The 15,464-nt window shown below is 74.8% G+C and carries 5 protein-coding genes; 2 read left to right on the forward strand and 3 right to left on the reverse strand.

Annotation, left to right across the window (positions count from 1 at the left end; all coding sequences use genetic code 11):
* Window position 1: 1 nt before the first annotated feature.
* The 3 genes from P2H44_RS25205 to P2H44_RS25215 form a co-directional block, all read right to left on the reverse strand.
* Window positions 2-1,360: a DUF1302 domain-containing protein gene (locus P2H44_RS25205; RefSeq protein ID WP_275768242.1), complete on the reverse strand. Its 1,359-nt coding sequence runs from the start codon at window positions 1,358-1,360 to the stop codon at window positions 2-4.
* The gene (locus P2H44_RS25210; RefSeq protein ID WP_275768244.1) at window positions 1,357-9,897 is read right to left on the reverse strand and encodes a type I polyketide synthase; all 8,541 of its coding nucleotides are present in this window, start codon (window positions 9,895-9,897) and stop codon (window positions 1,357-1,359) included. The genes P2H44_RS25205 and P2H44_RS25210 overlap by 4 nt, the downstream gene beginning before the upstream one ends.
* Window positions 9,898-10,108: 211 nt before the next feature.
* The gene (locus tag P2H44_RS25215; protein ID WP_275768246.1) at window positions 10,109-12,370 is read right to left on the reverse strand and encodes an Ig-like domain-containing protein; all 2,262 of its coding nucleotides are present in this window, start codon (window positions 12,368-12,370) and stop codon (window positions 10,109-10,111) included.
* A gap of 621 nt (window positions 12,371-12,991) precedes the next feature.
* Here P2H44_RS25215 and P2H44_RS25220 point away from each other — a divergent pair.
* Window positions 12,992-13,975 carry a quinone oxidoreductase family protein gene (locus P2H44_RS25220; protein ID WP_275768248.1) on the forward strand — a complete coding sequence of 328 codons (984 nt, stop codon included), beginning with the start codon at window positions 12,992-12,994 and terminating at the stop codon, window positions 13,973-13,975.
* A 19-nt stretch (window positions 13,976-13,994) separates the two neighbouring features.
* Window positions 13,995-14,819, forward strand: a complete 825-nt coding sequence (locus P2H44_RS25225) for an enoyl-CoA hydratase-related protein (protein WP_275768250.1) — start codon at window positions 13,995-13,997, stop codon at window positions 14,817-14,819.
* Window positions 14,820-15,464: the final 645 nt, after the last annotated feature.

Below are 15,464 nucleotides of genomic sequence, written 5' to 3' on the forward strand. Positions count from 1 at the left end.
CTCAAAAGACGATCTCGATGGACGAGTAGATGCGGTCGGACCCGGAATAGGCCCCGAAGAAGGAGTCCGAGGGCCCCTCGAAGATCTGCACGCCGACCGCGACCGTCACCTGGTCGTCGAAATCGTGCGTGAGGTTGAGGTCCAGCGTCCAGTCGCGATCCTCGAGATTGACCGCCCCGCTCGCCGTGGCGGTGGTGTCCTCGTCGAACTTGACCTCCAGCTTGCCCAGCACGGAGTTGGCGAGGCTGCGGTCGAAGGCGGTCTGCACGAAGGCGTTGGTGACCGGGGCGCGGCGGGTGACGTGCTCCATCGCGTACTCCGCGGTCAGGCGCACCTCCTCGACCTGCGGCAGCGGATCGTCCAGCCAGTCGCGCCGGAAGCCGATCACGGCGGTGACGTAGTCGTCGTCCTGCCGGCCTTCGCGCGTGAGGTGGAGGCTCGCCTCGCCGTGGACCTCGTAGTCGCCCGCGATGGTCGAGAAGCCGCCCCCGAGCTCGGTGTAGTGGGAATAGACCGAGACGAGCTCGAGCGTGCCGCCGTTCAGCGTCTGGGCGACGACGGGGTTGGTGGCGGGCCCGTGCACCGCGGTCGCCGAGAGGTCCCACCCCGGCGCGAGGGTGCTGGAGGCGACGCGCGCCCCGAAGGTCGAGCTGTCGAGCCCGGCGCCCGGCAGGTCCCGCGGCCCGACCGAGACGACGGGCCGGAACCCGAGCGTGAGGGCCGCCGCATCCGCGAGCGGGTCGGTCGAGCGGGACCAGCGGTTGTCCTGCGGGGGCAGCCGGTCGGGCGTGAACCAGGGCACGAAGACGAACTGCAGGCCCACGTCCTGCGTGGCGTAGCCCACCGACAGCGCCGGGGCGCCCAGCTTCTCGGTGTCGGGCAGGTCGAGCTTGTCGCGGGCGTTGAGGTCGTCGGTCGGGCTGTAGAGGTCGGCGGCCCCCCAGCTGAAGATCTGCTTGCCCAGCGTCACGGTCCACGGCCCCTCGACGCGGGAGACCCAGGCCTCCTCCGCGCCGAGCGCCGGGCGGCGGCGGCCCCGCTCGTCGATGCGGAACCCCGAGCCGGCGCGGTCGCCGGTGTCGGCGTTGAATTCGGGGGTGAAGCGGATCTCCCACGAATCCAGCACCGGCCCCGCGAACTCCGCGCTCAGGCGCGCGAAGCCCAGGGCCCGGTCGTCGCCGGGGAACGGGTCGCGGTGGTAGAAGGCCGAGACCTCGGCGGTGATCGGCGCGTACTCGACGATCGCCATGAGGTCCTCGACGAGGCGCGCGCCGGTGGAGTCCTGCGCCTGCGCCGCGCCCGCCGCCGCCCCGAGGCAGAGCGCCAGCGCGCCCGGACGCATCCCGACCCCGCCGCTCATGCCGCGCCGACCTCCGGCGCGCGCGTCCGGCCGCCCAGCAGGGCCGCGAGCATCGCCGCCGCGGTGTCGCGCTGCGCGGTCTCCTCCGGGGCGGGGTCGCGGGCGAGCAGCCGGTCGAGGTTGGTGCGGGCGAAGCCCGCGGGCGCCGCCGAGAGGAACGTCTCGAGCGCCGCCGCGAAGCCGCCGAGGCCGGACTCGGTCTCCGCGAAGCGGATGTAGGGGGCGAGGGGGTGGCTCTCGTCGTCGGCGCTCAGGGCGGCGATCCGCTCCGCCCAGGCGCCGATCTCGAGCCGCTCGGCCCGCCCGCCCGCGCGTTCCAGCGCGTCGGCCACGTCCTCGGAGGTCAGGGGGGCGGCGCCGACGATGGCGTAGGGGCCGCCGTCGGGGTCGTCGCTTTCGAAAATCCGGCGCATGGCGCGCACGGCGAAGTCGGCGGGGGTCAGGAACATGTTCAGTCGGCTCCGGGGGAAGGCGCCGGCCTGGCGGCTGGCCTCCATCGCGCGCCACACCAGGTCGGCGGCGCCTGTGGCCTCGGCCTTGCCCACGATCACGCCCAGGCGGTGGATGGCGACGGGCAGGCCGTGGGCGCCGGCGGACGTCGCCAGCGCCTCGGCGACCCATTTGCTCTGGGTGTAGCCGCCGGCCAGGCGCTCGGGGGCGGCGGGGGCGTCGTGCTCGTGGATCACGCCGTCGGGGCCGGCGTCGGCGCGGCTGAAGATGGCGATGGTCGAGGCGTGGTGCAGGCGCTTCACGCGCCGGTGCATGGCGAAGCGGATCACCTCCAGCGTGCCCTCGACGTTGGGCCCGCGCAGGGCCGCGTAGGGCAGCACGTGCTTCACGTCGGCGGCGAGGTGGAACACCGCCTCGATCCGCGCGGCGAGGGCGTCGTAGCTCTCCGCCGGTAGGCCGAAGAGCGGCGCCTCCAGCGTGCCGGGCAGCGCCTCCAGCCGGTCGCGGAGCACCTCGGCCGGAAGATCCGGCGCGGCGTCGGCCACCGCCGCCAGCAGGCGCGCGCGCGCCGCGGCGGCGTCGGGGGCGCGGACGAGGCAGGTCAGGGAGACGTCGGTGAAGCGCAGCAGCTCGGCGACGAGCTGGGCGCCGAGCGCGCCGGTCCCCCCGGTCAGCAGCACCTGCTTCGGCCGGGCCGCCGGGGCGGCGATCTCGGCCAGGGCGCCGAAGTCCAGCGTCTCGGCCAGGCGGGCGTCGCGCGCCATCATCTCGGCCGCGCCGTCCTCCTCGCCCGCGGCCGCGCCGGCGTCGGCCGCGTCCCCCTCGGCCGAGGGGCCGGAGGCGAGGCGCTGGGCGATGACGCCGGCCACGCGCTCCAGCGTCGGACTGCCGGCCATCAGCGAGGCGGGCAGGCCCACGCCGAGGTCGGTCTCCAGGCGCAGCACCAGCTCCACCATGCTCAGCGAGTCGACGCCGAGGTCGGCCATCGGGCGCGTCGGGTCGATCTGCTCGGCGGGCAGGCGCAGGATCTGGGCGATCTCGCCGGCGAGATAGGCGGCGGCGATGCCCAGCCGCTCGGCCGGCGCGGCCTGCAGGAGGTCGGCGCGCAGCCCGCCGCCGCCCTCGCCCGCGCCTGCGGCGCCCTCGGCCACCTCCGCGAAGCGGGGGGAGCGGCCCAGCGCGCCGGCCGAGCGCGCCCAGGCCTTCCAGGCGAGCGAGGTGACGATGGCCTGGCCCCGGTCCTCCCCCGCCAGCCGCCCGATCGAGCGCGCGACCTCGGCCGAGGTCAGCCCGTCGAAGCCGCGCGCGCGCAGGTAGTCGGCGACCCGCCGGTCGCGGGTCAGGAAGCCCGCGTCGGTCACCGGGTCGAGGTTCACGCTCAGCGCCGGCAGGCCCTGCGCGCGGCGATGCGCGGCCAGCCCGTCGAGGAAGGCGTTCGCGCCTGCGTAGGCGGCCTGGCCGATGCCCCCCAGCACCGCGCTGATCGAGGAGGTGGTGACGAACAGGTCCAGCGGATCCTCCGCCGTCAGCGCGTGCAGGTTCCACGCGCCGGCGGCCTTGGCGCCGAAGACGACGCCCAGGTTGGCCTCGTCCTCCTGCATCAGCATCCGGTCGCCGTACCGGGCGGCGGCGTGGATCACGCCCTTCAGCGGCCCGAAGGCGGCGCGGGCGGCGGCGAGGGCGGCCTCGGCGCCCTCCCGCGTCGCGACGTCGGCGGCGACGCGGATCGCCTCCACCCCCTCGCGGCGCAGCGCGTCGAGCGTCTCGGCCGCCGCCGCGTCCACGGCGCCGGTGCGCGAGACGAGGCACAGCCGGCGCGCCCCGCGGTCCGCCAGCCAGACGGCGAGCGCGAGGCCGAGGCCCCGCAGGCCGCCGGTCACCAGGTAGCCCGCTTCGGGGTCGGCCACGTAGTCCCGCGCGGGCGGCGGCGCGGTCAGCTTGGGGCCGAAGGTCAGCGCGATCTTCCCGATGTGGCGCGCCCGGGCCATGTGCTGGAAGGCCGAGGCGAAGTCGTCCATGCCGAAGCGCCGGTGGGGCAGGGGCCGGAACGAGCCGTCGGCCAGCGCCTCCTCCAGCGCCCGCAGCAGCGGGGCCAGCCGGCGCGGGGTGCGGAACTTCGACATGTCGATGGCCGCGAAGGTCAGCGCGCGGCGGAACGGGCGCAGGCCGATCAGCGTGTCCTGCTCGATGTCGCGCTTGCCGAGCTCGAGGAACCGCCCCTCGTCGCGCAGAAGCTCGATGCTGCGGGCCATCAGGTCGCCGGCGAGGGAGTTCAGCACCACGTCCACGCCCTCGCCCCCGGTGCGGCGGAGGATGGCGTCGGCGAAATCCTCGGTGCGGGAGTCGTAGACATGCTCCACGCCCAGCGCGCGCAGGAAGCCGCGCTTGAGCGGGCTGCCGGCGGTGGCGTGGACCTCGGCCCCGTGGGCGAGCGCGATCTGGATCGCGGCGAGCCCGACGCCGCCGGCGCCGGCGTGGACCAGGACGCGCTCGCCCTCCTCCAGCCGCCCGATGTCGATCAGGGCATGGCGCGCGGTCATCCAGGGCACCAGCAGGGTGGCGGCCTCGGCGGCGTCGAGGTCGTCGGGAAGCGCCAAGGTCTGCGCCTGGGGCACGGTGACGTGGCTGGCGAAGCAGCCGCCGCCCAGCACCACCACGCGCTGGCCGAGGGCGGCGCCCGTCACGCCTTCGCCGACGGCGCAGATCCGCCCGGCGCATTCGTCGCCGAGGTCGAGCGCGTCGGGCGCGTCGAGCGGGTAGAGCCGCAGGGCCTTGAGCACGTCGCGGAAGTTCACGCCGGCGGCCTCGACCTGCACCTCGATCTCGCCGGGGCCCGGGGCCCTGCGCGCCGCGGGCTCCAGCGCCAGCCGGTCCAGCGCGCCGGGCGAGGGCGCGCCGAGGCGCAGTCCATGGCTGTCGGCGGCCGGGTCGAAGGGGACCGCGAGCGGGGGCAGGGGGGCGATGCGCGACAGATGCCGCACGCCGCCGCGCAGGGCGACCTGGTCCTCGGCGTCCGCGGCGAGGGCGAGCTCGGCCTCCAGCGCCGCGACCTCGTCGGCGTCCGGCGCGGGGGAGAGGTCGATCAGGCGGCAGTCGAGCTCCGGCAGCTCCGCGACGAGGGTGCGGCCGAAGCCGCAGACCGCGGCTTGGGCGGCGTCGGCGCCCTCGCCGTCGGCGACGGCATGGGCGCTGGAGGTGATCACGCGCAGCGTCGCGCGCCCGCCGGCGTCGGCGCCCGCGAGGCGCTGGGCCAGCCGCGCGAGCCGCCCGCATAGCGCGGCCGCCCGCTCCCCCGGGGCGGCCTCGGGCGCGGCGCCGAGGGCGCCGAAGTCGACGATGCGCGCCTCGCCCCCGTCCAGCGCGGCGGCGAGGGACGCGTCGAGCGCAGCGTCAGTCTCGACGAGCGCCACCTGCGCAGGGCCGAAGCGCGCGGAGAGGCGCGCGGCCATCTCGGCGGCGAGGCCGCCCGCGTCGGGCAGCAGCAGCCAGCGAAGGTCCTCGGCGTGCGGCGCCTCGGGCGAGGGCGCCTCCTCGGGCAGGGCGACGGGCGCCCAGAGGTCGACCGTCAGCGTCGGTCCGGCGTGGAGGCGGCCGAGCGCGGTGGCCGTCTCGTCGGGCAGGGCGACGGGGGGCGGGGCGTCGTCGGGGCAGGTCGTCGCGCGGTCCAGCGCGGCCCGGCGCACCGCGGACAGCAGGCCGTCGAAGCCGGCGGGATCCGTCGGGGCGAGGGCGATCAGCCGCGCGCCGGGGGCGGCGAGGCGGGGCAGGGCCTCGATCAGCCGGGCGCCGGCGCGGGAGTGCAGGAGCGCGGCGTCGACGATCAGCAGGTCGTGGCGGCGATCCTCGGGCAGGCCGAGGTCGGGCGCGTCCGTCGCCAGGACGCGGACGCGCGCCCAGGGGCTCGCCTGGAGCAGTTCGCCCAGCATCGCCGCCTCGGCGGGGGAGGCCGCGGCGGCGTCGAGCGTGCCGCGCGACCCGGCCAGCCGCGCCGCAATCTCCACCCCGCGGGCGCCGGCGTCGCCGCCGAGATCGAGCACCCGCAGCGGCCGCCCGTCGGGCATCGCCGCCAGCGCCGCGTCGAGCGCGCGCAGGACCGCGCCCCGCGCCGCCGCGTGGCCGGGGCCGTCGACGTGGTGGTGGTTGAGCTGCCACAGCATCGTGGGATCGTCGAGCAGGGCGCGCGCCGCGTCCGCGTCGCGGCGCAGGCCGTCGAGGCGCCGCGCCATCTCGGGCATCAGGGCCAGGGCGCCCAGGTCGCCCGGGCGCCGGCGCAGCGCCTCGCGCCAGGGGCCGAAATCGGGCGCGGCGCCGACGGCGGCGAGCGCCGCCCAGACCTGCTCAGCCGCCTCGGCGGGCCGCGCCCCGGCCCCGGGGGCCTCGGCGGGCGGCGCGCCGGCCAGCGCGTCGATCCCGGCCGCGGACCAGGGGCGGATCGCGGCGCCGGGCGAGAGCGAGGGCGCCGGGCGCCAGGCCGAGGCGTAGTGCAGCGCGTCCGGCAGCGGGCGGCTGCGCGCCTCGCCCGCGGTCGCCAGAACCTCGAACCCGCGCGCCTCGGCGATCACGGCGCCGTCGTCGTCCAGCAGCCGGTAATCCGAGATCATGCGGACCGCGTTGGCCTCGCGCAGGCGGACGTGAATCCACAGGTCGGGCCCGGCGGGCGCGAAGACGCGCAACGAGCCCAGCGCGCTGGGCGCGTAGAAGGCGGGCTTGATCGCGCCGGGCCGCAGATGCGTGCCGACCAGCGCCAGCGCGTGGTTGGCGTTGTCGAGCAGCGTCGGCGGCAGGATCGCCCCGTCGATCTCGTCGACGAAGTCCTCGGGCGTCTCGATCCGCATCAGGACCTCGTCCTCGCCCAGGCGGATCTCCCGCGCGAGCTGGAAACGGGGCCCGAGCGAGAGGCCCATGCGGGTCAGGATCTCGTGCACGATCGCGGGGTCCACCGGCGTCGGGCACCGCCCGCGGATCGCGGCGAGGTCGACCGGCTCGGGCCGCGGCACGCCGCCGGCGCCGGCCTTGCCCACGGCATGGCGCACCCAGGCGACGTCCGCGCCGTCATGGCCGCTGGCGATCTCGAAGCGCCGCGTCGCGGGATCGAGCGAGATGCGCAGAAGCTGGGGGGTCTCGCCCCGCCTGAGCGCCAGGAACTGTTCGAAGCGCAGCTCCTCCAGCACGAGGGGATAGCGGCCTTCGGCCAGCTCGCGCGCGGCGGCGAGGGCCATCTCGACGTAGCCGGTGCCGGGGAAGACCTGCTGGCCGCGCAGCTGGTGCTCGCCCAGGAAGGGGTGGATCCGCGGCTCCAGCGACATCCGCCAGACGGGCAGGTCGGGGACGACGCGGGCGGCGAGGAAGGCGTGCGGGCGCGGGGCGAGGCGCGCCTCCTGCGAGGCGGGGGCCTCGACCCACAGGCGCTTCTCCTGCCAGGCGTGGGTCGGCAGGCGCGCCCAGGGGGCCGAGCGCGGACCCAGGCGCGCCGACCAGTCGACCGCAATTCCCGCGCAGTGCAGCCGGGCGGCGGCGCGGGCGAAGGTGCGCCCCTCGTCCTCGCCCCGGACCAGGGAGGCGGCGACGACCGCGCCCCGCGCGCGCCCGGCCTCGGCCAGGCCGCGGCGGATGTCGCCGCCCAGCACGGGATGCGGGCCGATCTCGACATAGGCGGCGTGTCCGCGCCGGGCGAGCCCCTCGACCGCGGGGGCGAAGCGCACGGGGCGGCGGATGTTGCGCCACCAGTAGTCGGCGGTCAGCGCCTCGCCCTCCAGCCGGCCGCCGGTGACGGTGGAGTGGAAGGGGATCGCCGCGGCCCCCGGCGCGACGTCGGCCAGCGCCTCGCGCAGCGCGTCCTCGCACGGGTCCATCAGGCGGCTGTGGAAGGCGTAGGCGACGGGCAGGCGGCGGTGGCCGAGGCCCGCGGCCGCGAGCGTCCCGGCGACCTCGTCGATGCGCCCGGCCTCGCCCGCCAGCACCACCGAGCGGGGGCCGTTGAGCGCCGCGATCTCCAGCGAGCCGTCGCGGACGCAGTCGAGCCGCTCGGCCTCCCGGCGGGTGCAGGCGACGGCGAGCATCGCGCCGCCGCGGCGCGACAGCTCCATCACGCGGCCGCGCTCGTAGATCACCCTCACCGCCTGCTCGAGGTCGAGCGCCCCGCTGGCCCAGGCCGCGGCGACCTCGCCGACGCTGTGGCCCACCACCGCGGTGGGGACCACGCCCAGGGCGCGCCACAGCTCGGTCAGGCCGGCCTGCACGGCGAAGATGCAGGGCTGGGCGAAGGCCGTCTCGGTCATGCGTGAGGCGCACTCGTCGGCCAGCAGCGCCTCGCGCAGGGGCCAGCCGCCGAAGCCGCGCTGGATCTCGTCGCAGGCGTCGACCGTGGCGCGGAAGCGGGGGGCGGCGGCGTAGAGCTGGCGTCCCATCGCCCACCATTGCGGCCCCTGGCCGGAGTAGACGAAGACCGGGGCGCCGGGGGCCTCCTCGGCCGCGCCCTCCACCAGGTCGGGGTCGGGGGCGCCGGCGGCGAAGGCCGCGAGCGCCCGGCCCAGCCCCTCGCGGTCGTCGCCGAAGACGGCCAGGCGGCGGGCGTGGCCGGGGCGGCGCAGGGCGGCGGCGCGCAGCACGGCGTCGAGGGGCGCGTTCCCGTCGGCCAGCATCTCGGCCATGCGGGCGGCGTTGGCGCGCAGCGCCTCCGGCGTGGGGCCGGAGATCAGCAGCGGCGCGGCGATGCCCTGCGCCGGGGGCTCGGGCAGGGCATCGGGCGCTGGAGCGCGGGGCGCGGGGGCCAGGATCGCGTGGGCGTTGGTGCCGCCGAAGCCGAAGGAGTTGATCGCGGCGCAGGGCGGGGCCTCGTCGCCGCCGTCATGGTCGGGGGCGAAGGGCCGCGCCTCGGTCGCCACCTCGAGGCCGAGCGCCGCGAAGTCGATCTCGGGGTTCGGCGTCTCGAAATGCAGGTTGGGGGGCACGACGCCCTTCGACAGGACCAGGCAGGTCTTGATCAGCCCGGCGATGCCGGCGCCGGCCTCCAGGTGGCCGATGTTGGTCTTGATCGAGCCGACGGGGCAGGGCGCGCCGGGCGACTGGGCGGCGCCGTAGACCGAGCCGACGGCGCGCGCCTCGATCGGGTCGCCGATGGCGGTGCCGGTGCCGTGCGCCTCGATGTAGCGCACCTGCGCGGGCGAGATCCCGGCCTCGGCCGCCGTCTCGCGCGCCAGCGTCACCTGGGCGGCCTCGCTGGGCATGAAGATGCCGCGGGTGCGCCCATCCTGGTTCACGCCGGCGCCGAGCAGGCGGGCGTAGATGCGGTCGCCGTCGGCCAGCGCCTGGGAGGTGCGGCGCAGGATCACCGCGCCCGCCCCCTCGGCGCGCACGAACCCGTCGGCGCGGGCGTCGAAGGCCTTGCAGCGCCCGTCCGCCGACAGCATCGAGCTGGCCGAGAACGAGACGAAGACATGCGGCTGGAACACCAGGTTGACGCCGCCGACGACGGCGAGGTCGCAGTCGCCCGCCGCAATCGCCCGCCGCGCCAGGTGCAGCGCCACCAGCGAGGAGGAGCAGGCGGTGTCCACCGTCAGGCTGGGCCCGGCCAGGTTCAGCGCGTGGGAGATGCGGTTCGAGGCCATGCTGGCGCTGCCGCCGACGGCGGTGAAGGGCGAGGCGGGCATCAGGTCGGCCCGGCTGATCATCCCGTCGGCATAGTCGCGCGTGGACAGGCCGACGAAGACCCCGACCCGCGGGGCGCCCGGATCGGCGCGCGCCGGCCGGGGGGCGTGCCCGGCGTCCTCCAGCGCCTCCCACGCCACGCGCAGCAGCATGCGGTGCTGGGGATCCATGCACTCGGCTTCCGCGTCGGACAGGCCGAAGAAGCCGGCGTCGAAGCGGTCGAACCCGTCGACCAGCCCTGCCCAGCGGCTGTAGGTGTGCAGCGGACGGCTGCGCTGGGGATGGTGGAAGGAGCGCGCGGCCCAGCGCTCGTCCGGGATCTCGGCGATGGAGTCCACGCGGCCGAGCAGATTGCTCCACAGCCGCTCCGGACTGTCGGCGCCGCCCGGAAACAGGCAGCCCATGCCTACGATCGAGATGCAGTCTCCCGACTGGTCCAATGCGATGCCCCCCGGCTATCCCCCCGGACATCCTACGCATTTCAAGACGAGCCGGACCGGAACCTTACGAGGCCGAGCCCGCGCGGGCAACCTTTTCGGGCCGGCGGACGGAACCGGCGCCCGCACGCGAAAACGGCCGGACGAGAGGCTCGTCCGGCCGCATCGTGGTCCCGTCCGGGGCCCCGCCCTGCGGCGAGGCCCCGAGGGGGCGTCAGGAGAAGATGAAGTCGCCGGCGTCGAGGTCCGCCGAGGCGATGTTCTTCAGCACCGCCACCGGGTCGTCGTGCTTGCCGTCGGCGACGAAGACCTGCGCATGGCCCGCGCCGCTGTCGACGAGGACCAGGTCGCCGAAGCCGATGCCGAAGCCCGACAGCTCCACCACGTCCTCGTCCAGCACGAAGTCCTTGATGCAGTCCTTGCCGCGGAACTCGGGCGCGTCCTCGATGACGAAGACGTCGTCGCCCTCGCCGCCCCACATCTTGTCCTTGCCCAGGCCGCCGACGAGGATGTCGTTCCCGCCCTCGCCCCACAGCTTGTCCGACCGCGCGCCGCCCTCGATCAGGTTGGCGGCGCCGTTGCCGGTCAGCTCGTCGCGCCCGACGGTGCCCGAGAGGAGCTCGATCCCGAAGCTCAGGTTCAGCGTCACCTCGCCGAAGCCCGGCACGGTCAGGGTGATCTGGTCGTCGCCGTAGCTGCCCGGCGCCGAGAGCTCGACGTCGAAGGAGACCGTGCTCGGCCCCGGCACGTTCGCGTAGCTCGCAGGCGTCACGCTCTGCACGAAGCCGTAGTCGTCGGAGGAGACGAAGATGTCGACGTCGGTGGTCGACTCCGCCAGCCCCGCCGAGATGGCGGCGGCCAGGTTGGAGCTGTCGGAGGCCAGCGTCTGCACCGAGCCTCCCAGCCCCGGCTGCAGCGCGTTCATCTGGTTGAGCAGGTTCTGGTAGACCCCCACGAGCGGCGTCGTGACGGTGAAGATCGGGGTGATCTCGGCCGCCGCCAGCAGCGCGGCCACCTGCGCGACCGCGGGATAGTCCTCGAGCCCGCCGACGCCGAGACCGTCGCCCAGGTCCGCGTCGTTGTCGTTCGGCCCGCCTCCGGGGTAGTTCGAGGCGACGTGGAACGTGGCGTCGGTCGACAGGACCACGAAGCGCTGGGCATCGGCGCGGAAGCCGATCTCGCCCGCCGCGCGCGCCGCCACCTGCTGGAGGGCGACGAGCTGCGCCTCGGGTATGTCGTTGCCGCCGCTGGCGCTCAGCAGATCCAGCGCGGCGTCCGCCACCGCGGCGTTGGTGGTGACGCCCTGGTTGGTCGTGTAGACGAAGTCGCCGGAGTTGCCGAAGGGCGAGATCGGGTAGTCCACGAAGCTGGCGATGCCGAAGCCCACGTCCTCGGCGCCGGCGAGGGTCAGGTCGGCCAGCAGGTCGGCCACGAAGTTCCCCGCCTTCAGCACCGGCAGGTCGTCTTCGAAGGAGCCCGACAGGTCCTGCGCCAGCACGATGTCGGCCTTCTCGGGCAGGTCGGGCACCGCCACGTTCAGCGTGAAGGTCACCGTGCCGTCCAGCCCGCGGGTGACGTTCGAGATGCCGCCGTCGTCGTCGTCGAGCGTCAGGGACGCCGGCGCGATGGCCAGCCCGTCGCCGAGGGACGCGACGATGCCGGTCACCTCGGTCACCTCGATCGTGGCCTCGGCGCAGTCGGTCCCGCCTGCGCCGTCGGAAACCTTGTACTCGAAGCTCGCCTCGCCCACGAAGCCGGTCTCGGGCGTGAACGAGAAGCTGCCGTCCGCGTTCAGCGTCAGCCAGCCGCCGGCGATGGCGATCTCGGAGCCGATGTCGGCGGCCGAGCCGTTCACCTCGGTCACGGTCAGCGGATCGCCGTCCGCGTCCCCGTCGTTGTCGAGCACGTTGCCCGTGAGGATCGTGTCCTCCTCGTGGCTGTAGTCGTCGTCGACCGCGTCGGGCGCGTGCGGCGCCTCGGCCGCGAGCTTGAGGGAGTCGTCGCGCGATCCGTCCTCGCCGACCGAGGTCAGGCGCACGCCGAAGCGCATGCCGCCGATGTCGTCGAGCGAGAGGTCCACCCCGTCGGCGCCCGAGAGGGTGAAGCTGGTCGCGTCGATGTCGTCCTTGCCGATCCCCTGGGTTCCGAACTCGACGCCCGCGTCGAAGCCGGCGCCCTTCTTGGTGATCGACCCCTTCATGTTCGCGCCGTTGCCCAGGTCGGTCACGTCGTCCGCGCCGAACTGGGAGTCGGTGACGTCCGGGCTCTCGCCCGCGACGACCGAGAGGCCGGGCAGCTTGGATTCGTCCGCGACGTCCCAGAACAGGCCGCGCAGGTCGGCCTCGACCCCGCCGCTTTCATCCACGGCGACGGTGAACCGGAGGTCGATGGAGCCGTCGAGCGCGACGACCTCCTCGACCAGGACGATCGTGTCCACGGGGCCGGGGATGGTGAATTCGAGCGATCGGCAGATCATGGCGGCTTCCCCCAAGGGTCAGGAGCAGGTGGACGCCCGGTCCATGGATGCACGCCATCCCTCCCCTCGCGCAGGCAGGCGCGACGGGTCGACCTTCTTCATTCCCCAGAAGAAGGCGATGCGGGGGGCAGGGCATCTCGGGCGATGTGTGATGTTAATATAATCAACTATGATGAACTGCTGTGAAATCTCCCGTTAATATTTATTTACGCAGCGGAAAATGCCGGGCGAGTTCTGTCTTGCGGCGCGGCAAATTGCTCGGCGCGCGATCGGAATTCTGCGTGCGGTGCAGCAATCGTCGGCTCGGTATCGTCGGCGCGGGCCGATTTCGGTGGCGAGACGGAGGCGGGGGAGGGTCCGGGCGGCCCCGGCGCCTGTCCTCCGCCCGACCTTCCGACGCGCCCCCTCAGGCGCCTGGCGTCGGCGCGCGCCGACGGCGACGCCTCGAGGCGGAGCTCGCGGCGTCGCGGCCGGACCTCGATCCGCGCCAACCGCAGGTCCGGCCGTCATTCGCTTTGCGCCGGCGAATGAAACGTGCTGGAACTCCCGGGCCCCTCGACGCCCGGCCGGAAGAGCCGGGGCGGCGGGCGCTGGTCCGCGCCCGACCGGGAGGAGATGGCGATGCGCATCCAGGCGATCCGGATTCACCGGCACGGCGGCCCCGAGGCCCTGCAGCTCGACGAGGTCGACCTGCCCGCGCCCGGCCCCGGCGAGGCGTTGGTGCGCAACACCGCCGTCGGGGTGAACTACGCCGACATCTACGAGCGGGAGGGAGATCACGGCGGCCCGCATGCGGCCAAGGCGCTGCCGATCACGCTGGGCCACATGGCCGCCGGCGTGGTCGAGGCGCTGGGCCCCGGCGCGACGGGCCCCGCGCCCGGCACGCGCGTGGGCTACATCGGCCCGGCCGCCTACGCCTCCTGCACGCTGGTTCCCGCCGCCCGCCTGATCCCGCTGCCCGAGGCGATCCCGGACGAGGTCGCGGGGGGCTGGCTGCTGCGCGGGCTGACCGCGGAATACCTGGTGCGCCGGCTGTTCCCGCTGGGGCCGCGCGCCACCGCGCTGGTCCATGCGGCCGCGGGCGGCATGGGGCTGATCCTGGGCCAGTGGGGCGCGATGCTGGGCGCGCGGATGATCGGGACCGTCGGCTCGGCGGCGAAGGTCGAGGTCGCGCTCGCCCACGGCTACGAGGCCGTGATCGACAATTCCCGCGAGGATTTCGCCCAACGCGTCCTGGACCTGACCGGCGGGCGCGGGCCCGACGTGATCTACGACGGCGTCGGCAAGGCGGCGTTCGAGCGCTCGCTCGACTGCATCCGCCCGCGGGGCATGGTGGTCAGCTACGGGACCGCCTCGGGCAACGTGGGGGCGTTCGACCTGCAGCGCCTGCATTCGAAGTCGATCGTGGTCACCCGCCCCACCCTGCGCAGCTGGATCGCCGAGCCCGACGAGGTCGCCGCCGCGACCCGCGCGCTGTTCGGGGCGCTCGGCTCCGGCGGGATCCGCGCGCCGGTGGCGCAGGCCCTGCCGCTCGCGCAGGCGGCGGAGGCGCATCGCCTCCTGCAGGGCCGCGCCCTGACCGCCCCCGTGATCCTCGTTCCCTGATCCCTTCCCGAGAGAGCCGATGCCCCAGGACGCGCCCGCCCCCGCCTTCCCCCCCGATTGGCGCGCGCAGCGCCGTTTCGCCGAGGGGCGCATCGGCCTGAACGTCGACGCGGACGGCGTCGCGGTGCTGGCCTTCGACATTCCCGCCAAGATGAACGCCCTCGACGCCGCCGCCACCGCCGGCATGATCGAGGCGCTGGAGGTCGCCGAGGCCGAGGCCCGGGTGCTGATCCTGACCGGGGTCGGCGGACGGGCCTTCGTCTCGGGCGCCGACATCGGCGGCTTCGACGGCGCGCCGGAGAATCAGGGGAGCGGCTTCCTCGACCGCCAGCGCCGCCTGCGCGAGACGCCGCTGCCCACCCTCGCCGTGATCCGCGGCTATTGCTTGGGCGGGGGGGTGATGACGGCGCTGAACTGCGATGTCCGGTTGGCCGGCACGGACGCGACCTTCGGGATCCCCGCCGCCAAGCTGGGCATCGCCTACGGAATGGACGGCCTCGCCCGCCTGGTCGAGACGGTGGGCCCCGGCCGCGCGCGCCGCCTGCTCTACGCCGGCGACCGGGTGGATGCGCAGACCGCCCTGACCTGGGGCCTGGTCGAGGAGCTGCACGCCCCCGAGGCCCTGTGGCCCGCGGCCCTGGCGCTCGCCGGCCAGATCGCGCGCAACGCCCCCCTCTCGATCCGGGCGACCAAGACGACGGTCGCCACGATCCTGGCGGATCCGCAGGCGCGGGACCTCGACGCGGTCGCGCGGCTTGCGCGCGAGTGCAAGGACAGCGCCGACTTCGCCGAGGGCCGCGCCGCCTTCCGCGAGAAGCGCGCGCCCCGGTTCGAGGGCCGCTGACGGCGCTCGCGCCACGTCCCGGCCCGGCCGCGAGTCGCCTCGGCGGGCCCGCGCCGACCCTCCCGGCGAGTCACGCGCAGCCGCCCGAGGGGCGGAGTCGGGCCGGGCAGGGCGGGAGTCGCGCGGTTTTCGGGGAGATTCCGCGCCGCGACTCCCTCGTCGGAGCGGCCTTGACGTAGGGGTGCGCGGCGGCCTCCCGGCGGCTTCTGGCGTAAATCATTGAAATCATGTAATTTTGTCCGAAAGGAAAAAAGCGCAGGGGATCGGGAAAAAAGCGGTTGCAGCCATCCGGGAATCCCCCTAGAACCCGCCCTCACCGACGGGGCGGCCAACAACGAGGCCGACGCGGCGGGGCCGAAAGGGAAGCGAAAGCAAGACCTTACGGCGAGGAGGCGAAGGCCTCCGGCTCTTTGACATAGCGGGTTCTGGAAGGGACGTGTGGACGGTTCGGTTGTTGGGGATCTTTCCTGACGGTTTTGAAGTCTGCATGTCGCCTGCTGAGGAAGCTGGGGTTTCGATCCTGGTGGACGATGAGGCAGGTACTACGTGGCCAACTTGCTCTGACTACGGTTGGGGTGGGATTGGTCGCCAGTAAGTGATGCATGCAGGTCCAAAACGTCGGATGGACGTTCTTCGGAACGTTTC

This window comes from Albimonas marina (genome assembly GCF_029223255.1).
In the GTDB taxonomy this organism is placed as follows: Bacteria; Pseudomonadota; Alphaproteobacteria; order Rhodobacterales; family Rhodobacteraceae; genus Albimonas.

Coding starts and splice junctions, on each gene's coding strand:
- P2H44_RS25205 (WP_275768242.1), bottom strand. CDS start 1,360: ATGAGCGGCGGGGTCGGGATGCGTCCGGGCGCGCTGGCGCTCTGCCTC.
- P2H44_RS25215 (WP_275768246.1), bottom strand. CDS start 12,370: ATGATCTGCCGATCGCTCGAATTCACCATCCCCGGCCCCGTGGACACG.
- P2H44_RS25220 (WP_275768248.1), top strand. CDS start 12,992: ATGCGCATCCAGGCGATCCGGATTCACCGGCACGGCGGCCCCGAGGCC.
- P2H44_RS25225 (WP_275768250.1), top strand. CDS start 13,995: ATGCCCCAGGACGCGCCCGCCCCCGCCTTCCCCCCCGATTGGCGCGCG.